Source organism: Sphingomonas guangdongensis (assembly GCF_900199185.1).
GTDB lineage: Bacteria > Pseudomonadota > Alphaproteobacteria > Sphingomonadales > Sphingomonadaceae > Sphingomonas > Sphingomonas guangdongensis.
The window spans coordinates 643,044-665,833 of record NZ_OBMI01000003.1; the positions used below are offsets into that span (position 1 = coordinate 643,044).

Genomic DNA, 22,790 nt, shown 5'->3' on the forward strand with positions numbered 1-22,790 from the left:
ATGAGCGGGGCGATCGCGGATCGCCCCGCTCACCCTTCAGGCCAAGTCGTTCACGAAGGTCTGACCGTGGTCGTCCCCTTCATGCTCCTCATTGTAGTGCTCGGGCTTCTCGATCACTTTCTGCCCGAACCGGGCGTAGAGCGTCGGCAGCACGAACAGCGTCAGCAGCGTTGCCGAGATCAGGCCGCCGATGACGACGGTCGCCAATGGCTTCTGCACCTCCGCGCCCGCGCCTTCGCCAAGCGCCATCGGCACGAAGCCGAGGCTGGCGACGAGCGCGGTCATGACGACGGGCCGCAGACGCTGCATTGCGCCGACATGGGCCGCCTCTTCGCGCGATAGCCCCGACCGGATCAGGTCCTGGATCGAGCTGACCATCACGAGGCCGTTGAGGACCGCGATGCCCGACAAGGCGATGAAGCCAACCGCCGCCGAGATCGAGAAGTCCATGCCCCGCAGGAACAGCAGCAGAACGCCGCCCACCAGCGCGAAGGGCACGCCGGTGAAGACGATCGCGGCATCGCGGACCGATCCCAATGCCCCGTAGAGGAGCAACAGGATCAGGATGAAGCAGGCCGGAATGACCAGCTTCAGACGTTCGCTTGCCGATTGCAGGTTCTCGAACTGGCCGCCCCATTCGAGATAGGCACCAGCGGGCAGCCGAACCTGGCTACCGATCGCCGCCTGCGCGTCCGCAACGACACTGCCGACGTCGCGACCGCGCACATTGGCTTGCACCACCACGCGACGCTTCCCGTTCTCGCGGCTGATCTGGTTGGGACCATCGACCACCTTGATGTCGGCGACGCTCGAAAGCGGCACATAGCCACCCCCCGCCAACGGCACCTGCACCTGTTCGAGAAGGCCGATGTCCGCCCGTTGCGCTTCAGAGAGCCGTATCACGACCGGAAAGCGCCGATCGCCCTCGAAGATCTGGCCCGAGGTGCGCCCGCCGATTGTCGCGGTGACGATGTCCTGCACATCTTGGGCAGTGACGCCCAGACGCGCCATTGCGTCGCGATTGACGCGAATGTCGAGCATGGGCAGGCCCGTCGTTTGCTCGACCTTCACGTCCGCTGCGCCCTGCGTCTTGCGCAGCACCGCAGCAACCTGCTCGGCCGTCCGGTTCATTTGTGTGAAGTCGTCGCCGAATACCTTCACCGCGATATCGCCGCGAACGCCGGCGATCAGCTCGTTGAAGCGCATCTGGATGGGCTGGGTGATCTCATAGGCATTGCCCGGGAACTTCGCGAGATTACCCTCGATCCGACTTACCAGCTCCTCCTTGGGAAGGTCGGGGTTCGGCCAGTCCTTCCGCGGCTTCAGGATGACGAACATGTCGGTCGCGTTCGGCGGCATCGGGTCGGCCGCCAGCTCGGCGGTGCCCGTCTTTGAATAGACGAACGCCACCTCCGGTTGCTTCGACATCATCCTCTCGATCGGCACCTGCATCGCCTGACTCTGCTGGACCGACGTTGCCGGGATGCGGAGCGACTGGATGAGCAGATCGCCTTCATCGAGCTGCGGCAGGAACACCGAGCCGAGCGTGGTGAAGGCAAGCGCCGCCACCACAAGGCTGCCGACACCCGCCCCGATCGTCAGGGTCGGGCGCTTCATCGCCCGGTCGAGACCGGGTTCGTAGCGCTTCTTCAGCCATGTGATGATGCGGCCGTCCTTCTCCTCCACCTTTTTGGACAGCCAGATCGCGATCATGGCGGGGACGAAGGTGAGCGACAGGATGAAGGCGAAGCCGAGCGCGATGATGACGGTGAGCGCCATCGGCACGAACGTCTTGCCCTCCACGCCGGTCAGCGTGAGTAGCGGCACGTAGACGAGGATGATGATCGCCTGTCCGTAGACCGAGGGCCGGATCATCTCGCGCGCGGCGGCTGCCACGGTCGCGAGCCTTTCCTTGACGCTCAGCAATCGGCCTTCATGATGCTGTTGCTCGGCAAGCCTTCGCAGCGCGTTTTCAACGATGATGACGGCGCCGTCGACGATCAGACCGAAGTCCAAAGCCCCAAGGCTCATCAGATTGGCCGAGACCCCAGCGCGCAGCATACCAAAGCCTGTCAGCATCATGGTGATCGGGATGACCAACGCCGCGATCAGGGCCGCACGGAAGTTGCCGAGCAGCAGGAAGAGCACGACGATGACCAGCACCGCGCCTTCGGACAGGTTTTTCGCGACCGTCTTGATCGTCGAATTGACCAGCTCGGTGCGGTTCAGCACCGGCTGAATTACGACGTCAGGAGGCAGCGAAGCGTTGATCGTCTTCAGTTTCTCAGCGACCGCGGTCGACACGATGCGGCTGTTCTCGCCGATCCGCATGATCGCCGTGCCGACGACGACTTCGGTACCGTTCTCCGATGCCGAACCCATGCGGATCGCCTGACCCGTCTTCACAGTCGCAACTTGTTCTACCGTGATCGGCACGCCGTTACGTGTCGCGATCACGGTCCTGGCCAACTCGCTGGCATTGCGAACGAGCGCATCCGAGCGAACAGCCAGACCTTCGCCATTGCGATTGACGAAGCCACCGCCGACGCTGGTGTTATTGCGCTCCAGCGCATTTCCCAGGTCCGTCAGCGTGATGCCGAGCGAGGCCAGCTTCTGCACGTCGGGCACGACGAGGAACTGCTTGGCGTAACCGCCAATCGAGTCGACACCGGCGAGGCCCGGTGTGGTCTTCAGAAGCGGCGTCACGATCCAGTCCTGCGCGGTGCGCAGGTAGGTCGCCTTGTCCTCTTCGGTCGTCAGTCGCTCGCCCTCTGGCGTGATGTAGCTGCCATCGGGCTGTTGGCCCGGTTCACCGGGCTTGTGCTTGTCGTCCTCGCGATGATCGAGACGAACGGTGTACATGTACACCTCGCCCAGGCCTGTCGCGATCGGACCCATTTCAGGGTTCACGCCGTCGGGCAGATTCTCTTGCACGCCCCGCAGACGCTCGCCCACCTGCTGGCGGGCGAAATAGATGTCCGTCGCGTCCGAAAAGACCGCCGTGATCTGCGCGAAGCCGTTGCGGCTCAACGAGCGCGTATATTCCAGGCCGGGGGTGCCGGCGAGCGCGGTTTCGATTGGAAACGACACCTGCTTCTCGACCAGCTCGGGCGAGAGGGCAGGCGCGCGGACGTTGATCTGGACCTGATTGTTGGTGATGTCCGGCACCGCGTCGATCGGTAGCCGGTAGAGGGAAAAGGCGCCGATGGCGGCGACGATGACGGTGAGGAGCAGGACTAGCCAGCGCTTCTCGACCGCCCAGGTTACGATACGGGCGATCATGGCTTAATCCTCGTGGCTCGCTTCGCCCTTGCCGATCTCGGCCTTGAGCGTGAAACTTCCGGTGGTGGCGATCTGTTCGTTGCCGGTCAGGCCCGACCGGACGATCACCGTGTCGCCCGACGCATCGCCGAGCTGGACCGGGGTCGCCTTGAAGCCGGTGGGCGTGCGCACGAACACGACCGACTTGCCCTCGAAACTCTGGACCGCCGTCGTCGGCACGCGGACCGCCCCGCTCCCGCCGCTGCCCGTGAGCTGCACGGCTGCCGTCACAGGCTCGCCGACCCGCCATTCGCCACCGCGATTGTCGAGGGTGGCGAGCGCAGGCACGAGCCGCGTCTGCGGATCAAGCGCCGGCGACACGAAGGTCACGCGGGCGGTCGCCTGACGGCCTGCCGCCTTCACCAGCACCGTATTGCCGGGACGCACCCGGCCCGCATCCTCGGGCTTGAGATTAAGCGCGATCGACACCTGGCTCAGGTTGGCGATGCGATAGAGTTCGGCATCCGCCGCGACCGTTTGTCCCAGCGTCACGGGGCGCGCAATGATCTGGCCCGAGATCGGCGCGGCAATGCCGAGCCGGTTGAGCCCGCCGCCGCCGACACCCGCCGCCGAAACCATGCTCTGCGCCTGCGTCAGGGCGATCCGCGCCTCCGTCGCCGCTGTGCGGGCGGCGATCAGATCCTGTTCAGGGGAGACTCTCTGCGCGAACAGCCGCTGTTCGCGCGCGAGGTTCGAATTAGCGAGCTGAAGCCGCGCCCGCGCCGCCTCGACCTCGCCCTTGATCTGCGCCGCCTCGCGGCTTTCGATGACCGCAATGGTCTGGCCGCGTCCGACCGATTGGCCGAGGTTACGGGTGAGCGCGACCACGCGTCCCGCAATTGCGGCCGAGACGACCTGCGTTCCCTGTGGGTCGCCCTCGATGATCGCGGGCAGCTCGATCGTCCCGGCCCCGCCGATGATCGGCCGTCCGACCTGGACGCCCGCTGTGGCGATCTGGTCGGCACCCAATGTGACGACGCCTTCACCGGCATGACCGCCTTCAGCACCGCCCTTTTCCGTGCCCGCTGCCGTCTCATTGGCAGCTGCGCCTTCGGCAGTTGCCTCGTTTCCGCCATCCTTGCCGCCGCAGGCAGCCAAGAGCAGGGCGAGCGACGCCGCGCCCGCGAGATAAAAGCTCTTCATCACTGATTCCCCCCATTGGGCGCACGAGCGGTCAGTCGCTCCACTTGCGCGCGGGCATTCTGGTAATTGGCAAGCGCGTCGATCGCGGCGACCCGCGTTTCGGCGAGCGTGCGTTCAGCATCGAGCAATTCGAGCTGGCCGAACTTGCCCTCGCGATAGCCGATCCGCGCGATGCGGGCGGCCTCCTGTGCAGCCGCCAGCGCCGGCCCCGACGCCGCACGAGCCGTCGTTGCGGCATTGGCCGCCTGCGCCTGCGCGTCCGTGATCGCCTGTTCGATGTCGAGCGCGGTCACGCGGCGCTGCGCATCCGCCTGGGTCCGCTGCGCGGTCGCCTGCGCAATCGCGGCGCGACCATTGTTGAACACCGGGATCGGGATCGACACGCTGAACACCGCCGCCATGTCGTTGGTCGCTTCCAGGCGGCGGATCGACGGCCCGACGTTCAGGTCAGGCACGCGATTGGCGCGCGCGAGCCGCACGCCGGCTTCGGCAATGGAGAAATCCGCGTTGGCTGCCGCCAGCGCGAGTGTGCCGGTCGTGTTGACCGGTGCCAACGGCCCATAGACGTTCACATCGGGAAGGCGATCGAGCAGCGTGTCATCGAGCAGGCCGTCGATCGGCCGTCCGATCCGACGCGCCAGATTGGCGCGGGCCGCCTCGGCCAAGCGAAGCTGCCGCTCCACATTGGCGTCGGCATTGATACGCGCGACATCCGCGCGCTGTTGCTCGAGTGGCGATGCCCGCCCTGCCTGCACGCGAACGCTCGCGGCCCGCAGCGCATCGCTGGCGATCCGGGCCTGATCGCGGGCTGTCATTACCCGGCGATCGGCCGCGACCGCTTCGACATAGAGCTGCGTTACCTGAAGCCGGACATCCGCCGCGATGATCGCGGCCTGGATCTCGGCCCGGGACAATTGCGCATTGGCGACCGCGACGCGGGCGCCGCGCTTGCCGCCTAGCTCGATCGGGATCGCAAAGCCGACCGTGGTTTCCGCGCTGCGGACCCCCCGATACGGCCCGGAGCCGATGACATTCTCGACTTGGCCTTGAACCACCGGATTGGGCCGCAAGCCGGCGACTGTGCGACCTGCACGGGCCGCGTCGATTCCAGCTGTCGCCGCTTCCGCAGCAGGGGCCGAACCGCCCGCTGCACTGACCGCTTGGTCAAGCGTGTAGACCGGCGCATCCTGCGCAACAGGCGCGGACGGTCCGACCTGCGCCTGCGCCATCGTGGCGCAAGACGCTGCGGCCAGCATGGCCGCGAGGATACGATTCATGAAAATAGGACTCCTGACGATGATCGACAGGGGCGCGCCAACGCACGCCCAAATCGGACGTCAGGCTTGGGGGGGCCTCAAATGGACCATGCCGGTGCGGCCGTCGAGCGACGCAGAGGCGGAGATTGTCGGCTTGGGCACTGTGAGGACGGGGGTATATTCCATCGTCGTGCGCGCAGGCGCGCCGACGTCGTGTCCGTGACAATAATTGTGATGATGCGGGACATTCTTGTCCGAGTCCGATGGCACCTGATCGATGTCACCGGCGGTATGGACCGTGAACTCAACGCCCGCGATGCTTCCCCCCGCCAGATCGGCGGCATGGGCCATGCCGGAGAAGCTGGTCAGGACCAGCATCAGGCATGTCAGGAAAGGCAAAAAGGCTCGCACTAGCTTGCCTCTATCACGGAAGGGTTTTCATGTCATTGCACTAATTCGAACCAAGGGTCACTGAGCCGGAACCCGAGCGGGATCGGTCGCGCCCGTTCCAGGCGAACCCGACCGCAATGGCGACCGCCATCAGGAGTTGCGCCAGCACCGATTGCCAAGTGGGAAACACGCCGAGCATCGACAGCCGTGGCACGTCCGCGAGCGGTGCGATGTTGATAAGGCCGGCTTCCTGGAGCGCGGCGACGCCTTTACCCGCCAGCACGACGGTCAGGACCGCCATGAGCCAGGAGCTATAGCGGAAGAACTGCGCGATCGGCAGCTTGCGACTGTAGCGAAGCATGGCCCAAGCGATCAGGCTGAGCAGTCCAATCGCCGACCCGGCCCCCGCGAGAAGCATCCCGTTGTCACCTTGCGCCGAAAGCGCGGCATAGAACAGGATCGTCTCGAAGACCTCGCGATAAACTACGACGAACGCCAGCCCGAACAGGAACCAGCCCGACCCGCCCGAGAGCGCCCGCGACATCTTCTCGCGAATATAGCGCTGCCACTGATCGGCCTGCGCCTTGCCGTGCATCCAAATCCCGACCGAGAGCAGCACGACCGCGGCGAACAGCGAGCCAAACCCTTCCGTCAGCTCCCGGCTCGCACCGCTGATCCCGATCGCATAGGTGGCGACCGCCCAGGTGATCCCGCCCGCGATGATCGCGCTGACCCAGCCGCCATGCACGTACCGCAGCGCCTCGCCGCGCTCGGCTTTACGCAGGAACGCGATCATGGCGACAACGATGAGCAGGGCTTCGAGCCCTTCACGCAGCAGGATCGTGAACGCGCCCAGGAACGTGGACGCTTCGGTGGCGGCATCAGGCGCGAGCGCCGCTTCCGCATCGTCGAAAAGGCCGCCCAGTACTGCGACCTTCTCCGCGAGATCATCGGGCGACGCGCCCCGGTCGATCGAGGCGCGGAACTCCCCCATCGCGCCCTCGATTCGACCCATCAGCGTCGCGTCGCGCGCGGTGAGTGTTGGCTCGATCGGCTCGAACCCATCGAGATAGGCCGACAGCGCCAGCTCTTTCGCCATGCGCGCATCGCCGCGCCGCGCAGCCGCCACGCTTTCGGCGAGTTTGGCGCGGGCGACCGCGAGCGAGCCGGGAGCCTGTTGTATCACCTGTTCGGGATGACGACGCAGGAACGCGAGCACGGCGTCAGCCTTGGCGTCGCCGATCGCCGCGCCGAGCGCGGCCGGGGTGAGCGCGACCAGGGTTTTCAGGTCCGGAATGCGCCGGCGAAGGGTCGGGTCGGATTTCCAAAGCCGCTCGCCTTCGCGCGCCTGCGCATCCGTGAAGGCGAAGCTCCCGGCTCGGAATGCTAACGCCCAGCGCTGATCGTTGGGCAGATCGGCGAAGCTCTGCATCGCGGTCCCGTCGATGCCTTGCGTCACCACCTGATAGAGCGCGAACACGCTGCGCTGGCGCGCGCGCTCGGCATCGGTGAAAGCAATCGGGGGCGTAGCGAGCTTGGCGGCGTCAGGGCCACGGCCGTTGCCCGTCATCCCGTGGCAGGACGCGCAGGATTGTCGGAACAGTGCATCGCTGGAGACGAGGTTCGGAGCCTTATCGGGCGCGAGCGGCACCGGGTAGGCGCGCAGCAGATCGGCCGCGAGCCCGTGCGCCAGTGTTGCCACCTGTTCAGTCGATCCCTTTTCCGCGATTACCGCTTGGAGGTTGGCGGCCCGCTGAATGAGGGCTTGGCGCTCCGGCTTCGCCGGCAGGCCTTGAAGCCGTGTCGAGACCGACGCGGCAAACTCATTCATTTCGGCGTATTCCGACGCGCTCTTGATCCGACCGTTCGCGACCGCGCCTCCATAATCGACGGCCATATAGTCGAGCAGCCGCCATGCGGTTTGCACGTCGCCGGGTTCGGCGAATGCCGCAGCAGGGATCAGCAGCGCAGCGAGCGCGGCGAGCAGCCGCAGCGAGAGCATTGCCCGGATCAAGGTGAGCAGACGCACTACCGCTCTCCCAGTTCGCGCCGAGCGCCAGTGACGATTTCATAAGCGGAGTGGAGGAACAGGAGGGCGATGAGGCCGGCGACGGCGAGGTCCGGCCAGGCGCTTCCTGTCCACGCCACCAGACCGGCCGCGGCGATCACCGCGACATTGGCGAGCGCGTCGTTGCGGCTGAACAGCCAGATCGCGCGAACATTGGCGTCCCCTTCCCGGAAACGCGCAAGCACCAAGGCGGACACGACATTGATCGCGAGCGCGACAACGCCGATTGTGCCCATCAGTTCGGCATCCGGCGCGGTTGCGTTCAGGGCGCGCCAAATCGCGAAACCGATTACGCCCACGCCAAGCGCACCGAGAAACAACCCCTGCGTCAGCGCGACCTTTGCCCTCGCCCGTGCGGACCAGGCAAGCGCGAGAAGACCGATAAGGCTGATCGACCCGTCCCCGAGAAAATCGAGGGAATCCGCTTTCAGCGCTTGGCTATCGGCGATGAACCCGCCGAACAGCTCGGCGACTCCGAAGCCGAGGTTGAGCACCACGACGGTCAGCAGCGCACGGCGATAGGCCGGATCGGTTTGCGCGCGCGCGGGCTCCCCGTGGCACCCGCAGCTTTCGGTAGAAGCATTCATGCGGCCTTCCTTACCACCTCCAGTCGCTGTAGAAGCAAGCGAAATGTGCGACACGTTCGCATAAGCAAGGATGGCATGATGAAGCCGGTGATGATTGGGCAGCTCGCCAGCGAGACCTCGACGAAGGTGACGACGATCCGCTTTTATGAGTCGATCGGGTTGCTCCGATCCGCCCCTCGCACGGCGTCGGGTCGCAGAACCTACGATGCCAGTGACATTGAGCGTTTGCACTTCATCCGCAACGGTCGCCGGCTTGGCTTCTCCGTCGACGAGATCCGTTCGTTGATGGGGCTGGCGCAGAACCCGGACCAGGATTGTGGTGCCGCCTCAGCTATCGCTGCTCAGCACCTCAAGGATGTGGAGGAGAGACTGGCGCAACTCGCGGTGTTGCGGGATGAGTTGGCAATGCTCAGCCAGAGCTGCACCAAGGCGCGCATGGCCGATTGTCGGATCATGAAGGCGATCGGCAAAGGCCACCCTCAAGCCGATCAATAATAATCGGCCAGCCTGAGCTCGCGCACATCACCCGAGGCCATCGTCAGCTTTACGAGGGTGCCAGCAGGCCGGGAGCGCACTTGCCAGAGCTCCCCACGCGTATAGTTCGCATCGATCGAATGGCCGTTCACCGCCACGATCCGGTCGCCGACCGCCCAGCCAGCCTTTTCCGCGGGACTGTTCGCCGCCACATGAACAACGGTGAGCGCCGTTGGTGAGGCTGCGAGGCCAAGGCCGCTCCGGTCCTTCAGCATCGGCAGGCGACGACGAGGACCGAGTGGCCGGAGCCACACGAATCCGGCGGTCACGTCGAACACCACGTCGAATTGAGCGATCAGCGGTAGGCCGACATTGCCAACCGTGCTGGTGGAGAGCCAAGCTCTCATCCCGAGTGTGGGGACGTTCGAGACGCCAAGCCCTTCGATGTTGATGTTCTGGATCGTGAAAGCATCGTTGATACGCACACCATCGACGCCGCCGATCGCCGCGGTCGAGACGAGCTTCCCGTTCAACAGCCCTTGATCGCGGGCATAGGCCGACGAGAGCATCAGCGCGGCCGAGCTGCCAAGATCGATCATCAAGGGCACGGGAGACAGGCCCTCGACGGAGGCCCGGATGAACAGCTCCTGCTTGGCACCGCGTCCGAGCGCGACAGCGCGCCAGTCGGGGCCGGCGAGAAACGTGCCTGACTTGACGACCGCCATACGCCTGTTCGCGAAATCGAGCGCGATGCAGCTGCCCGTGAACATATCGGCACCGAGGAGAACGTCGATCGGTCGTCCGAAGGCCGCCGACACTGAACTCAGATCACCAACAACGGCAAAGGGTAAGCGACGGGTTTCGCGGGCGAGCTGTACGTCGATGTCGCGGACCAGCAGCACCGGGGCCTTGGCGCTCAGCCCGCTAATCATGCGCCGCTCACCATTGTTCAAGCCGAGCTTCGCCGCGAGCGCCGTGCTCATGATCGACGCGCCGCTGCCACTGTCGAGCACCGCCCGCGCCGGCACTCCGCGCACTTGTGCCGAAACAAGGAGGGTATCACCCGTGCCGACTTCCAGCGGCTCCCATTCGAGGTGAGCCGCGCCGAAGTTCCACGAGGCCGCAGACCGGGAAGTCTGTCGCGCGAGCGTTGGAGAACCGAGCACCAAGCCGGTTCCACAGGCCACCAACCGCGCCACTAATGAGCGTCGAGACATACCGATTGCTTCAACACGGGCCGTCAAAAAGCCACCTCCAGCCCCCCGTCCGCAGGAGAGCAAATTGCGGTTACATGCTCTAGCAACTGGAGGAGCAAGGGTTTTTGAAGCGCCCGAAATGCTATCCTGTTCAAATGCCCTCTCGAAAATGAGCAGTTGAGGCAGGTCAGGAACCGGTCGAATAAGACCGAAGTAGGCAATTTCGCTTGCGCGACCTTGGCGAGCAGGACCCCAGTTCACGAAGAAACGTGAAGCTATCGCCTCACCCGCAGCAGCCCGCCACAGTCCCGTTTGCTTTCGCTTCCTGGATCGGAGGGCATGGGACATCGCCAAATGAGCAGAACACGCAGCAGTCGCCAGCCAGGGGCCGCAGCACCACCGCGCAATGCCGGCAATCATAGAAGAATTGGCAGGCGTTGGTGGGCATCCTTTCGGTGGCCACCCCGCCGCATTTGGGACAGGTCAGGGTTGAGGTGAGCTGCATCAGGAAAGCGCGTTCATCAGCGGCGCTTCTAGGAGGTCCCAGGCGAACGCGATAAGCGTCAGAACCGTTCCAATCGCGAGCAGGATAGGTGTCGCGCGCGAGGGCAGCGGCATTGTGCAGGACCGGTCCCCAGCACAGGACCTCCGCCGCTGCGCGTAGGCCCACCACCCAGCAGCCAAGCCGATGAGGGAGGTCGCCGTTAGCGGCCACCGTAGTGGTATCAGCGCGGCGAAGTTGCTGGACAGGCCCGCCCCCAGGCCGAGCGCCGCGAGTGCGAGGGGCAGGACGCAGCATGACGCCGCAGCTAGAACAGCGGCTAAGCTCGCAAGCGCGCCGAGGGCGGATAGCCCCGTGTCGGCGCGACGTCGTGACGTTGGTGCGCCTAGGGGTTCACGCGGGATGGTCTCTTGGTTCATCTATCGCCTCTAGCGGGTTAGCCCGTTATGCATCCTGTAGTGACTACAGGAGCAAGCAATATATGCGCGTTGAGGAAAGCATCACGATCGGCGAGCTGTCTCGCCGGACTGGCGTGAATATCGAGACGATCCGGTACTTCGAGCGCGTTGGTGTTCTCGCAACGCCACCCCGCACAAGCGGCGGGCGGCGGGTATATGGGACCGGTCACGTCCGCGCACTTGGGTTCGTCCGTCGCGCGCGCGAACTCGGCTTCTCCCCGGCCGAGGTGCGCGCGATCCTGTCTCTTGGCGGTTCTGCGCAGGCGTCATGCAGTGAGGTCCGCGAGATCGCGGCTCACCATCTAGAGCGTGTGCGCGCTAAGATGGAGGATCTGGCGCAACTAGAAAGCCTGCTGGCTGCGACCATCGACCGTTGCGAAGGCGACGGGGCGGCGAGGTGCGCCGTGATCGACTTGCTGAACCAACATTCGACTGCGTAGATGTCGCATCGCACCCCGTACTCGCGCAAACGGTCGATAACGGAGCCGATCACCATCACCACGGCACGCGGCCCTAGCCACCTATGTGGACGTTGCGCATCACGAAGCCGCTTTTCGGAAGCGCTGGCAGCCTGGCGAAATCGATGCTCAGGTCTTGGTCCGGTACGTCATAGCGCATCGCGTTGACGAGGAGGTGTGCCGCCACCTTCATGATCGCGAGGACGATCCATTCGCCGGGACAGCGATGGCCGAGATAGTGATCGCCGCCGCCCTGCGGAATGAAGTTGAAGGAGTCTTCGTCCCAAGCCCTGAAACGCTCAGGGCGAAACTCCTGGGGGTCGGCCCAGGTCGCTGCGTCGTGATTGCTCCCATAAAGGTCTAGCACCACTTGACGCCCTTCCGGAAAGGCCATCCCCTCCCACTCGAAATCTTGGCTCGCGCGCGCCACCACAGCGGGAAAGAAGGGATAGAATCGGCGGACCTCTTGGACGAAGAGCTCGGCATAGTCCGGCTGCTGAACCAAGGCCGCCCTGATCCCTGAACAGGTTTGCAGCGCGTGGGCGACGAAGGTGATGTACACTGCGATCGCGACGGTCGGGCGAAGGACATTTACCAGTTCGACCGCTGCGACGTGCGGCGAAAGAAGATCGTCGTGCCGGTCGCGATGCCAGGCTATCGCGTAAGCCGCGGTCCCCGAGCCCGAGCCGATGCTCCCGGCCCGAATGCCTTCAATGATCCGCTTCGCCCATGCGTCGACGCGACGACGGGCCAGCCGTGACCAAAGATGCCTTGGGCTCGCCGAGCCGGCGGCGTCGAACAGCGCCCGCAGCTCGCCCGCGCGGTTGCCGGCTTCATCGTCCGGAAGAGGAACTCCCGCCCAAGCGCATACCGCTCGCGTCAGCGGCTCATGCAACTCGTCATAGAAGACGATCTCTCCTTTGCGCGTCCAGCCCGGCACCGCCCTGCGCCACTCGGCCTCGAACAATTGCGCCAGCGCCCGCACGCGCTCTGGTGTCATCAGGCCCATGAACATCTGCTTGCGGTGCCGATGGGTCTCGCCGTCCAGACCCTGAACGCCGCCTTGGCCCAGCAGTGTCTTCTGAATAGCGACCGGCATGGCACCTTCGCGCTCGAAGCGGGTCGTATCGTAGAAGATTTCGGCGGCCTTGGCCCCCTTAAGGCAGTTGGTCTTTTTCAGCAGGAAACGGGATTCAAAAGCGTTTGCGCCTAGGCGCTGGCACTGCCTGGAGATGAACCGATAGGGATCGGCGAGGAGAGAAAGGGTTTCGTCCGGGCCTTTCGTGTGTGGTGTCTTAGGCATGACCGGTCCGGTGATTGTTGGGTCTCCTTTGATTAACTCGGAGGAATATCACGGGTTGCAGGCTCACGACAGGTGACGAACGAGGACGATCAGGGCGGAGCAGGCGCGGCCGAGGCGTTCGAGGCCATGCGCGGCGAGCTGGCGCTGCGCCGTGGAGGGCTTGGCGGCCGAGCGCGGCGATCGACATACCCGACCATACCGAGACGCTTGGCGTGCTCCAGCAGAACGTGAACACGGCAGGCGAGAACGTCGCGCGCATCGGCCAATTCCTGAAAGCGGCCCCGGCGCTGGCGATGACGCCGGAGCAGATGGCGCAGCGCATCGCCGCGGCGGGCAGCGCCGCCCGGCGCGAGGATCAGGCGGCGCTCGCCAAGGCGGGCGAGGACAAGGCCCGCATCATGGCCGATCTTCGCGCCATCGCCGGGTCCGCATGGACACGCGCCGACCAGAAGAATCGGCAGCTATGGTTTGCCCTGGGTGGGGTGGCGGCCGGCATCCTCGCATGGGCGATCGTGCCGGGCCTGGTCGCGCGCGAGATCGCACCGGCGAGCTGGCAATGGCCCGAGCGCATGGCGGCGCGGACGCTCGACTTGCCCCGCTGGGAAGCCGGGCAGCGTATGATCCAGAGCGCCAGTCCCACCGCGTTCCGCGCCATCGTCGGGGCCGACAGGATCGTGACGGCCAACCGCGCGGCGATCGAGGGGTGCGGCAAAGCCGCAGCGCGAAACGCGTGAAACGGTGCGACGCACGATCACGCTCAAGTGGAGTAAAAGTTAGCCGCGCAAGTTATTCAGCCAAGCGTTCGATGATCGGACAATCAGGCCGATCATCGCCATGACAGGCTTGGGCGAGCCCGGTAAGCGAGCGGCGCATGGCGTCCAAGACGCGGACCTTGCGGCCCAGTTCGGCAGCGCGGGCTTCCGCCAGCGTCTTCACTTCCGCGCTCGACCGATCGCGATCCGACCACAGCCCCAGCAGCGTGCGGATTTCCTCGATCGGGAACCCCAGGTCGCGCGCGTTGGCGATAAATCGCAGCCGATGAACGTCAGCGTCGGCGTAGTCCCGGTAGTTCCCGCGCCGTGGCGGCGCGGGCACCAAACCAATCTTTTCATAGTGGCGGATCATGCGTTGGGAGACGCCGCTGGCGTCCGACGCCGCTCCGATGTTCACAGCTTTACCGCGTTGAGCCGCAGTGCGTTCAGGACCACGGTGAAGGACGAGAGCGCCATCGCTGCACCGGCCAGCATCGGCGACAGCAGGATACCGGCAACCGGGTAAAGCACGCCGGCCGCAACCGGCACGCCGATTCCGTTGAACAAGAACGAGAAGAACAGGTTTTGGCGGATATTTCGCATCGTCGCGCGAGCGAGCTTGCGGGCGCGCACGATCGCCGAGAGATCGCCGCGCGTGAGCGTCATGCCGGCGCTTTCGATCGCCACGTCTGTTCCCGTTCCCATCGCCAAGCCGACATCCGCGGCGGCGAGCGCCGGGGCGTCGTTGATCCCATCGCCCGCCATTGCGACCCTTGCGCCGCTCGCTTTCAGCTCGCCGATGATACGCGCCTTGTCTTCCGGCAGCAGATCGGCGCGCACGTCATCAAGACCGCCCACGGCGCGCGCGACAGCATCGGCCGTCCCACGATTGTCGCCGGTGAGCATGACGACCCGCAGGCCCTCCTTGCGAAGCGCGGCAATAGCGTCGCGCGCCGATGCGCGCACCGGATCGGCGACTGCGAGCAGACCGGCGAGCGCCCCGTCGATCGCGACGAGGATGATGCCCGCGCCTTCGCCACGGTGACGATCGGCCGCGGCGTCGACCGGCTTGAGATCAGCGCCGATCCGGCTCATTTGCACCGCATTGCCAATCACGACCGAGCGGCCGCCCACCGTGGCGCTGACACCCAGCCCGGTTTGCGAGGCAAAGTCCGCGACTGTGCCGAGCTGCAATCCTCGTTCTTTGGCGGCAACGACGATTGCGTGCGCGAGCGGATGTTCGGATTGGCCTTCGACGGCCGCGGCAAGCGCGAGCATGTCGTTCTCTCCGACCGCGCTGACCGTCTCGACCGCGATCAGCTTGGGCTTGCCTTCCGTGAGCGTACCCGTCTTGTCGATGACAAGGGTATCGACCTTTTCCAGCCCCTGTAAGGCTTCCGCGTTCTTCACCAGCACGCCGGCCTGAGCGCCGCGTCCCGTGCCGACCATGATCGACATGGGCGTGGCGAGCCCGAGCGCGCACGGGCAGGCGATCACCAGCACTGCGATGGCGTTAAGCAGGGCATGGCCCATGCGCGGCTCAGGGCCGACCAGCGACCAAGTGATGAAGGTCGCAATCGAGATCAGCACGACGAGCGGCACGAACCATCCTGAAACCCGATCGGCGACCGCCTGTATCGGGGCGCGGCTTCGCTGCGCTTCCGCGACCATGCGGACGATACGCGCGAGCATCGTGTCCGAACCAACCGCGCGGGCTTCCATCACCAGGCTGCCCGTCCCGTTGACGGTGCCCCCGGTAACGATCGCCTCGACTTCCTTGAGGACCGGCGCGGGTTCGCCGGTGAGCATGGCTTCGTCGACCGACGAACGACCCTCGACCACGACGCCATCGACCGGGATGGCTTCACCGGGGCGGACCCGCAGCCGGTCACCGGTTGCCACGTCGGCAAGCCCGACTTCTTCTTCAGAACCGTCAGGCTGCAAGCGTCGCGCCGTCTTGGGGGCGAGATCCATGAGAGCGCGGATCGCGCGCCCTGTCGCCGCCCTAGCGCGCAGTTCGAGCACTTGCCCGAGCAGCACCAGTGTCACCACGACGCCGGCCGCCTCGTAATAGACGGGAACCATGCTCCCATGCGTGCGGAAGGTCGCTGGGAAGATGCCCGGCGCGAGCGTCGCGACCACGCTATAGAGGAAGGCGGCACCTACGCCGATCGCGATCAGTGTGAACATATTGAGATGGCGGGTACGAAGCGATGTCCACCCCCGCTCGAAAAACGGCCAGCCCGCCCACAGCACGATCGGCGCGGTGAGTGCGAGCTGGACCCAAGGCGAGGCCGCAGGGCTAACCACATGCAGGCCTAACATTTCCGCGAACATCGAGACGACGAGCAGCGGGATCGTGAGCGCGCCCGCCACCCACAGTCGGCGCGTGAAGTCGACCAGCTCAGGGTTGGGAGTATCGTCGAGCGACGGTTCTTCGGGTTCGAGCGCCATGCCGCAGATTGGGCAATTTCCCGGCCCTTCCTGGCGAATTTGCGGGTGCATCGGGCACGTCCACATCGCCCCCGGCGTCGCCATCGGCTCCGGTTTCGGCTTATCGCTCAGATAGGCGTCAGGATTGGCGACAAACTTGCTCCGGCACCCTGCGCTACAGAAATGATAGGCATGACCAGCGTGCTCGGCATGGTGTGTCGTTTTTGCGGGATCGACCGTCATGCCGCACACCGCGTCGATCACTGCTGCTGCGGCATCGTTGTCCTTACTGCCCGAGCAGCAGCCGCCCGCTTCGGTGTGATGATGTTCGTGCTCGATCTTTGCGGGAGCGGCCGAGCCGCCCCCGCAACAGGATGAGGGCGTGGAGACCGATTCAGGCGCAGGCTTCGAACAGCCGCAACGCCCGGCTTGGGAATGGTAATGAGGGTCGTTCATGGCAAGACTCCTTCGACCCGAGAGCATGTAGGGTATGACACCGTGTTAGGGTCAAGGCCCTGTCGGCACCGCTGGCGTGTATGTTGAATCTACGCGCGGGAGCGGCGTTGCCCTCATATTGCGGGGGCCAGCTCTACACCCTCGACGCCATAAGGGCCGCAGCTTAGGTCTATTACTAGCTCGCCAAACGCGGGCCGGGGGCAATCGGGGACATATGGCAGCGCAGATCGACAGTCTTTCTACTGGCACCGACCATGACGGCCTGGTGCGCCGCTTAATTGCCCGCTGGCGTGACGATCAGGGCGCGACCTATCGGAGCTGGTTTCTTTGGGACGAGCGGTTGAAGAACTTCCGATCAATCCGGCGCGGCATCACCCAGGTTGTCGGCGAGATCGAGCGCGGCACGTTCGGCGTCGCCTACCGCGGATCGTCGCTCGAAACCGTCGTCCATTCCGTCGCCGAGCAGCGGCAAATCTTCAAGGGCGCGGACCATGCGTTCCTCTGGAAGCCGAAGCTCCGCATCCCCGACATTTACGAGAGCCCCGACAATCAGCGCGCGTTCGGCCGCTTGCTCGACGCCTGTTCCTGTTGCGACACGGCCGAGGAGATCATCAGCCATATCCACGCGATCGACCGTTTGAAGATCAAGGGGCTGGGTCCGGCGGTCGCCAACCTCCTCTACTTCCTTCACCCGACGCTGGTGCCGCCCTTCAACACCGCAATCGTTAAGGGCTACAACGCGCTGACGGGGGCGAATGTGAAGCTCGGGAGCTGGGAGCATTTTCTGGCGATGCGGACCGGCATCCTCGATCTCAACGACCGCTTCCGCGAGCTGCTATCGAATGATTTAGGCGCGATCGGCGGTCTGTTGTTCGACATCGGCTCCGATCGCTATCCGGCTCCGCCCCTCGACGTGAGCGGCGCGACGCTGGCGAGCTGGGGGCAGCGGCTTGAGGCGGCGCGCGAGGAAGCGCGCACGCTCAGCAAGGCCGCTCAGCGCGAGGGCGAGAACGAGCGCACCCATACCGAAATCCAGGCATGGCTTCGCGATCTAGGGTTGGCGCTCGGCTATGACGTATGGATCGCCGCGAACGACCGCAGCCGCGCCTTCGACGGATCACCCTTGGGCGCAGGATGCCTTGAGCGCCTGCCCGACACGATCGCGACGTCGAAGGGCGCTGACTCGATCCGGCTGATCGACGTGCTGTGGCTTGAGAAGGCCGGCGATCATGTCGCCGCGGCGTTCGAGGTGGAGCATTCGACCTCGATCTATTCGGGCATCGTCAGGATGCTCGACCTGGCCTTGAGCGGTGGCGACCTTCACGCGACCGCGGGGCTGTTCCTTGTCGCGCCCGACGCGCGCGAGACGGACGTTCGCGCGCAGTTGCAGCGGCCCGCGTTCAGCCGCGTAGCCGACCTCGACATATCCTACCTGCCCTATGGCGAGCTGGAGAAGAACCGGGAGGCCATCGCGCGGTTCGGATCGGGACTGAAAGCGATCAAGGCCGTTTCCAGCAAGCTCGCCTAGCCCGCTCCGCGCAAGGGATGATCCGGAGAGCCGCGTATCCTCTAGCATGTAGAGGAGTGCTGCCGTGACGATGCCATCCCCGGCCCCCTGGCTCGACGCCGTGCTGATCGGGTGGTTCGTGCTGACCGCCCTTTCGGTCGCTTACGTCGCGTGGGATGCCTTCACCCGCAACCCCGAGCTGCGCGTGATGAAATGGGGGTGGCTGTTGGTCACGCTCTATGGTGGCCCGATCATGGCCGCGGCCTATGTCCTGTCCTGCCAGGAGCCGGCGAACGAGCGGCACGAGGATTTCGTTCGACCGCTCTGGAAGCAGGCGTTCGGCTCGGCCATCCATTGCATGGCGGGCGATGCAACCGGCGTCATCGCCGCAGCCGCGATCACCACGGCGCTCGGCCTGCCGATGTGGCAGGACGTGATCGCGGAATATGTGTTCGGCTTCGCGTTCGGACTGCTGATTTTCCAGGCGCTTTTCATGCGCGACATGGCGGGCGGTTCCTATTGGGGCGCGCTTCGCATGTCGTTCATCCCCGAATGGCTGTCGATGAATGCCGTCATGGCCGGCATGATCCCGACGATGGTGGTGTTGATGAGCCGCGACATGGCCGCGATGCACGCCAGCTCGCTCCGCTTTTGGGGCGTCATGTCGCTGGCGACACTCGTCGGGTTCGCAGTCGCCTATCCGATCAACCTTTGGCTGGTTGGCGTGCGCTTGAAGCACGGCATGGGCACGGTGCGCGCGCTGGGGCATGGCGGACACGAAGTCGGCGCGGACCGGCAATCGGCCACGCCGATGCCGGACATGGGACACGACGCAATGGCAGGGATGAGCGGCATGGCGGCCGGCGCGCGCGTGACCGGACCTCAGATCGCCGCGATGACAGTGTTGACGCTCATCATGCTTGGCGCGGGCATCATCGTTGCGACGCTGTTCGGTCGGTGGGCCATGTAACTTGCCGCGAACGACGGAGATCGCGGCAAGGGGTGATCGCGCGGCGCGCGTATCTAGGAACAGGCGGGGGCTCATACGGAGATAATGCGATGCACCAGATCGACCCCGGCATGAAGGCGTGCATGGACGCCTGCCACGAATGCCATGTGACCTGTCTTCACATGGCGATGAACCATTGCCTCGAAATGGGCGGCCAGCACGCCGCGCCCGAGCATATGAAGATCATGGCCGACTGCGCGCAAATTTGCGCGGTTGCGATCGACTTCATGGCGCGCAAGTCCGCCCACCATCAGCATATCTGCCGCGAGTGTGCCGAGATCTGCCGGGCTTGCGCAGCGAGCTGCGAGGCCCTGGGCGGCATGGAGGATTGCGTGGCAGCGTGCCGGAAGTGCGCCGATTCCTGCGATCGGATGGCGGCATAGCGGGGCTTGCGCGGGCGGTCGCCCGCCCGCGCAGCTATCTGCATATCAACGGCCCATGCTCGCGATCACAGCGAACAGCTCGGCCGTGAACTTGGTCAGGAGCTCGGTCGCTGCGCTCCCGAAAATCACCAAACATACGCCTAGCGCGATCAGCTTAGGCACGAAGCTCAGCGTCTGTTCGCTAATCGACGTCGCCGCCTGGATGATGCTGATTATCAGCCCGACGATCATCATCGGCACGAGCAGCACCACGCAGATCAGGCCGGCCACGGCCAGCATCCTCCCCGTCTCGTCGAGCAGGATCGACTGATCCATCAGGCGCGGCCCCGTGAACGGCCGGGGACCGCGAGGGCTCCCCGGCCGCGCATCACATCGCCGATGCAGGCGGCGCGAGCGTCCCGAGCCAGGCGATCAGCCCGAGAACCGCGATGACACAGGCGGTTTCGATCGCCAGACTTGTCCGCAGCGCGCCGAGGGCGCCCTTGTGATCGTCCGCTGCGATCGACCGCTCGAATGCCGGCGTGAGCCGGAAGCGGTTGAGCGAGGCGAGCCCTAGCATGGCGACGAACAGCGCCAGCTTTGCGATCAGGAGCTGACCATAGAGCGTCGCAGGAAGCGTGGCGAGGTTGCCGATCCCGACCAGCATCCAGCCGTTGACCAGGCCGGTGACGAGGATCGTGCCGACCACAACCGTCCCGATCGCGCCGAACCCGTGCAGCGCGCGGTGCGTCAGCCCCAGATGCGCCGCGTCTACGCGCGCCGCGGGTCGGGAGACGAGCAGGAGCAGCCCCAGTAGTGCGCCAACCCAAGCGCCCGAGGCGATCAGATGGAGAATGTCGACGATGAGGTGGACCCAGCCCATCACGGCTTCGTCCATCGCGCCGTGTCCGGTCCACGCCAGCGTTGCGAGTGCCACGGCCGAGCAGAGCGCGACGATGCTCAGCCAGATGCCGCGCCCGCCCGCGACCAGCGCTGCCAGCGCCGCGAGGGCCACCATGACCATGCGCAGCTTCCATGCTGCTCCGATCGCAGAGCCGGTGAGCAGCGCGCCGACTGCTTCACGGTCGATCGGCCAGGCCGGCGTTCCGGCCATTGAGGAGGCCATCAGCACGACCCAGGCGCCTGAAAACAACAGGCTCAGGCCAGCGCTGGCGATGAACCAGGGACGCAGCGCGAGCGCGTCGCCGCGCTCGCGCGCCCGCAGCCCATAAAGGCTGAATGCGGCAAGGCCGAACAGCGCAGCCAGCGTCACGTAGAGCGCGAAGCGGACGCCGATAAGCGACCAGTCCCCCATCGCCTCACTTCACCGCGAAGACGTAGGTTCCTGCGACCTTGTGGGTGTCGGTCGAGACGACATTCCACGCGACGCTATACCGACCCGATGGGAGCGGCGATTTCGGGGTGATGACGAGGGTCCGGCCATCGGACGAGAGCGCGGAGGCGCTGGCCATCTTCATGGCTGCCATGCCGGGCATCGCTGCCATCGTGAGATCGGCCTTGGAGAAGGCTGGCATCAGCTTCTCGCTGAAATGAAGTTCGATACGAGCGGGCTTCGCGACCGTCGCATTGGCGGCCGGCGATGCCGACACCAGCTTAGGATGGGCGTTCGCCGTTCCGGCGAACATGACGAGAGCGGCAGCAGCAGTCAGAACGGATAGGCGGCGCATAGGGGGCCTTTCGACAGGAGGGTTCCTGTCCTTCATTACGCGCCCCGATCGACCACCCCTCACGGATGGATTTGAGGGATGGGCGCGTCGCTTGCGTAATCCATGCTAGAGGGGTGGAGTGAACGACATGGACCTCGACGCAGTATTGATGAGGCTGGCGCAAGCACCCGTGCCCGCGAGCCTTGATGGCATGGAAGATCGCGTGCTGGCGCGGGTCGCCGCACGTCCAGCGGCGCGCGCCGGCTTAGGCGTTGGGGCAATGACGATCGCTGCAGCGCTCGTCATGGGCATCTTCGGTGCCGGTGTGCCCGCGAAGGAAGCCAGCGCGGCTTCGCTATCGCCCTTGGGGCCGGTGTCGCCGCTCGCGCCCTCCACGCTGCTCGTCGGCGTGCAATGAGCGGCCGCATCCGCCTTCTGCTTGGCATTGTCGCGTGCTTCATCGCCGCGATCATCGGTGTGTTCGTGGGGCGGGCGCTACTTCCGCCACGTGCCCAGCCCGGCTCGGAGCTGCACGACGTGCTGCATCATAAGCTGGCGCTGGACGCCAACCAGGAAGCGCGACTTGAAGTGCTGGAGCAGCGTTTCGCCGTGCAGCGGCGCGCATTCGAGCTGGAATTGCGGGCGAACAATGCCCGGCTCGCTGAAGCGATCGAGGCCGAGCATGGCAACGGGCCGCGCGTCGCCGCAGCGGTCGACCAGAGCCACGCCGTCATGGGCGAGCTCCAGAAAGCGACGCTGGCGCACATCTTCGCCATGCGCCAGCTCTTGCGGCCCAATCAGACCGGCCAGTTCGATCAGGCCGTGGTGAAGGCGCTCACCGACGACGCACGTTGAGGTTCGGCGCGTGAGCCTCGACTGGACCACGCTTACGGACGGCGAGCTGGCGACCCTCAGCATCGCCGGGCGCGAAGCCGCCTTCGCCGAGATCATGCGCCGCCATCGGCAGTCAATCTTCCGCATGGTGCGCGCGTGCGTCGGCGAGGCCGACGAGGCGCTGGACCTTCTGCAGGAGACCTTCGTCGCGGCGCATCAGGCCCTGCCCCGCTACGACGGCGATCGATCGATGCGCGCGTGGCTATCGACGATCGCGATCAACAAGTGCCGCGATTGGGGGCGCAAGCGCACCGTGCGGCGCTTTCTGGCGTTCGCCGCACCGATCGGCCCGGAAGCCGAAGCCATTGCAGACGACCAGGTGGCGATCGACGACGCGACGGGCGACCGACAGGAACTCGACCGCGTGACGCGCGCCATTGCGGGCTTGCCGACCGCATTGAAGGAATCCTTGGTGCTGCGCACGATCGAGGGGTTGAGCCAGGCTGAAACCGCGGCAGTGTTGTCGATCAGCGAAAAGGCGGTAGAAACCCGCCTCTATCGCGCGCGATCGAAGTTGCTGGAGCGATTGGGCGGGCGCTGAGGGATAGCGCCCT

General features: G+C 65.4%; 24 protein-coding genes. 9 read left to right on the forward strand and 15 right to left on the reverse strand.

Annotated features, from left to right (window positions below):
* Window positions 1-36 precede the first annotated feature (36 nt).
* From CRO12_RS15260 to CRO12_RS15285, 6 genes are all read right to left on the reverse strand, one after another.
* Entirely contained in the window at window positions 37-3,282 is a 3,246-nt protein-coding gene (locus CRO12_RS15260; protein ID WP_007406862.1) for an efflux RND transporter permease subunit, read from the reverse strand.
* A 3-nt stretch (window positions 3,283-3,285) separates the two neighbouring features.
* On the reverse strand, window positions 3,286-4,464 hold the full coding sequence (locus CRO12_RS15265) for an efflux RND transporter periplasmic adaptor subunit (RefSeq protein ID WP_004212877.1): 1,179 nt from the start codon (window positions 4,462-4,464) through the stop codon (window positions 3,286-3,288).
* Window positions 4,464-5,741, reverse strand: coding sequence for a TolC family protein (locus tag CRO12_RS15270; protein WP_013039111.1), 1,278 nt, complete (start codon window positions 5,739-5,741; stop codon window positions 4,464-4,466). The genes CRO12_RS15265 and CRO12_RS15270 overlap by 1 nt, the downstream gene beginning before the upstream one ends.
* Before the next feature lie 60 nt (window positions 5,742-5,801).
* Window positions 5,802-6,098 (reverse strand): hypothetical protein, encoded by a 297-nt coding sequence (locus CRO12_RS15275; protein ID WP_007406840.1) that lies wholly within the window; start codon window positions 6,096-6,098, stop codon window positions 5,802-5,804.
* Window positions 6,099-6,171: 73 nt separating this feature from the next.
* Window positions 6,172-8,139: a cytochrome c/FTR1 family iron permease gene (locus tag CRO12_RS15280; protein WP_018251218.1), complete on the reverse strand. Its 1,968-nt coding sequence runs from the start codon at window positions 8,137-8,139 to the stop codon at window positions 6,172-6,174.
* On the reverse strand, window positions 8,139-8,765 hold the full coding sequence (locus CRO12_RS15285) for a cation efflux transmembrane domain-containing protein (RefSeq protein ID WP_004212870.1): 627 nt from the start codon (window positions 8,763-8,765) through the stop codon (window positions 8,139-8,141). Before CRO12_RS15285 ends, CRO12_RS15280 begins: the two co-directional genes overlap by 1 nt.
* Window positions 8,766-8,843: 78 nt before the next feature.
* Between CRO12_RS15285 and CRO12_RS15290 the strand changes: the two genes are divergently transcribed.
* Window positions 8,844-9,260, forward strand: a complete 417-nt coding sequence (locus CRO12_RS15290) for a MerR family transcriptional regulator (protein ID WP_004212867.1) — start codon at window positions 8,844-8,846, stop codon at window positions 9,258-9,260.
* On the opposite strand, the gene CRO12_RS15295 is transcribed toward CRO12_RS15290, so the two are convergent.
* The 3 genes from CRO12_RS15295 to CRO12_RS15305 all read right to left on the reverse strand — a co-directional run bounded on the left by CRO12_RS15295 (window position 9,254) and on the right by CRO12_RS15305 (window position 11,356).
* On the reverse strand, window positions 9,254-10,456 hold the full coding sequence (locus CRO12_RS15295) for an aspartyl protease family protein (protein WP_081614886.1): 1,203 nt from the start codon (window positions 10,454-10,456) through the stop codon (window positions 9,254-9,256). The two genes, CRO12_RS15290 and CRO12_RS15295, sit on opposite strands and share 7 nt — an antisense overlap.
* Before the next feature lie 262 nt (window positions 10,457-10,718).
* Window positions 10,719-10,940 (reverse strand): GDCCVxC domain-containing (seleno)protein, encoded by a 222-nt coding sequence (locus tag CRO12_RS18485; RefSeq protein WP_081609171.1) that lies wholly within the window; start codon window positions 10,938-10,940, stop codon window positions 10,719-10,721.
* Window positions 10,940-11,356 carry a mercuric transporter MerT family protein gene (locus tag CRO12_RS15305; RefSeq protein ID WP_017980799.1) on the reverse strand — a complete coding sequence of 139 codons (417 nt, stop codon included), beginning with the start codon at window positions 11,354-11,356 and terminating at the stop codon, window positions 10,940-10,942. Before CRO12_RS15305 ends, CRO12_RS18485 begins: the two co-directional genes overlap by 1 nt.
* Window positions 11,357-11,418: 62 nt before the next feature.
* Between CRO12_RS15305 and CRO12_RS15310 the strand changes: the two genes are divergently transcribed.
* On the forward strand, window positions 11,419-11,835 hold the full coding sequence (locus CRO12_RS15310) for a MerR family transcriptional regulator (RefSeq protein WP_017980798.1): 417 nt from the start codon (window positions 11,419-11,421) through the stop codon (window positions 11,833-11,835).
* 73 nt (window positions 11,836-11,908) lie between these two features.
* Here the strand turns inward: CRO12_RS15310 and CRO12_RS15315 are convergent, their stop codons facing one another.
* Window positions 11,909-13,156, reverse strand: coding sequence for a cytochrome P450 (locus CRO12_RS15315; protein ID WP_017980797.1), 1,248 nt, complete (start codon window positions 13,154-13,156; stop codon window positions 11,909-11,911).
* Between the two features lie 212 nt (window positions 13,157-13,368).
* On the opposite strand from CRO12_RS15315, the gene CRO12_RS15320 reads away from it, so the two are divergent.
* Window positions 13,369-13,890, forward strand: a complete 522-nt coding sequence (locus CRO12_RS15320) for a DUF6118 family protein (RefSeq protein WP_017980796.1) — start codon at window positions 13,369-13,371, stop codon at window positions 13,888-13,890.
* A gap of 52 nt (window positions 13,891-13,942) precedes the next feature.
* Here CRO12_RS15320 and cueR read toward each other — a convergent pair whose 3' ends face one another.
* The gene (cueR, locus tag CRO12_RS15325; RefSeq protein WP_017980795.1) at window positions 13,943-14,326 is read right to left on the reverse strand and encodes a Cu(I)-responsive transcriptional regulator; all 384 of its coding nucleotides are present in this window, start codon (window positions 14,324-14,326) and stop codon (window positions 13,943-13,945) included.
* Entirely contained in the window at window positions 14,323-16,680 is a 2,358-nt protein-coding gene (locus CRO12_RS15330) for a heavy metal translocating P-type ATPase (protein ID WP_425443037.1), read from the reverse strand. Before CRO12_RS15330 ends, cueR begins: the two co-directional genes overlap by 4 nt.
* 331 nt (window positions 16,681-17,011) lie before the next feature.
* Between CRO12_RS15330 and CRO12_RS15335 the strand changes: the two genes are divergently transcribed.
* From CRO12_RS15335 to CRO12_RS15345, 3 genes are all read left to right on the forward strand, one after another.
* Complete coding sequence (locus tag CRO12_RS15335) at window positions 17,012-18,325, forward strand: hypothetical protein (protein WP_017980793.1); 1,314 nt, start codon at window positions 17,012-17,014, stop codon at window positions 18,323-18,325.
* Between the two features lie 100 nt (window positions 18,326-18,425).
* Window positions 18,426-19,274: a DUF4396 domain-containing protein gene (locus CRO12_RS15340; protein WP_018251216.1), complete on the forward strand. Its 849-nt coding sequence runs from the start codon at window positions 18,426-18,428 to the stop codon at window positions 19,272-19,274.
* Window positions 19,275-19,363: 89 nt separating this feature from the next.
* A complete protein-coding gene (locus CRO12_RS15345) occupies window positions 19,364-19,696 on the forward strand; it encodes a four-helix bundle copper-binding protein (protein ID WP_017980791.1) in 333 nt (110 codons plus the stop codon).
* A gap of 45 nt (window positions 19,697-19,741) precedes the next feature.
* On the opposite strand, the gene CRO12_RS15350 is transcribed toward CRO12_RS15345, so the two are convergent.
* From CRO12_RS15350 to copC, 3 genes are read right to left on the reverse strand one after another with little or no spacing between them, the layout of a single operon-like run.
* Complete coding sequence (locus CRO12_RS15350; RefSeq protein ID WP_017980790.1) at window positions 19,742-20,011, reverse strand: flagellar biosynthetic protein FliQ; 270 nt, start codon at window positions 20,009-20,011, stop codon at window positions 19,742-19,744.
* A 52-nt stretch (window positions 20,012-20,063) separates the two neighbouring features.
* Window positions 20,064-20,990, reverse strand: coding sequence for a copper homeostasis membrane protein CopD (copD, locus tag CRO12_RS15355; protein WP_017980789.1), 927 nt, complete (start codon window positions 20,988-20,990; stop codon window positions 20,064-20,066).
* 4 nt (window positions 20,991-20,994) lie between these two features.
* Window positions 20,995-21,363, reverse strand: coding sequence for a copper homeostasis periplasmic binding protein CopC (gene copC / locus CRO12_RS15360; protein ID WP_020486671.1), 369 nt, complete (start codon window positions 21,361-21,363; stop codon window positions 20,995-20,997).
* Between the two features lie 127 nt (window positions 21,364-21,490).
* On the opposite strand from copC, the gene CRO12_RS15365 reads away from it, so the two are divergent.
* The 3 genes from CRO12_RS15365 to CRO12_RS15375 are packed head-to-tail and all read left to right on the forward strand — an operon-like array spanning window position 21,491 to window position 22,777.
* Window positions 21,491-21,760, forward strand: a complete 270-nt coding sequence (locus CRO12_RS15365; RefSeq protein ID WP_020486670.1) for a hypothetical protein — start codon at window positions 21,491-21,493, stop codon at window positions 21,758-21,760.
* Window positions 21,757-22,197, forward strand: a complete 441-nt coding sequence (locus tag CRO12_RS15370) for a periplasmic heavy metal sensor (RefSeq protein ID WP_017980786.1) — start codon at window positions 21,757-21,759, stop codon at window positions 22,195-22,197. The genes CRO12_RS15365 and CRO12_RS15370 overlap by 4 nt, the downstream gene beginning before the upstream one ends.
* Window positions 22,198-22,207: 10 nt before the next feature.
* Window positions 22,208-22,777, forward strand: coding sequence for an RNA polymerase sigma factor (locus CRO12_RS15375; protein ID WP_018251214.1), 570 nt, complete (start codon window positions 22,208-22,210; stop codon window positions 22,775-22,777).
* Window positions 22,778-22,790: the final 13 nt, after the last annotated feature.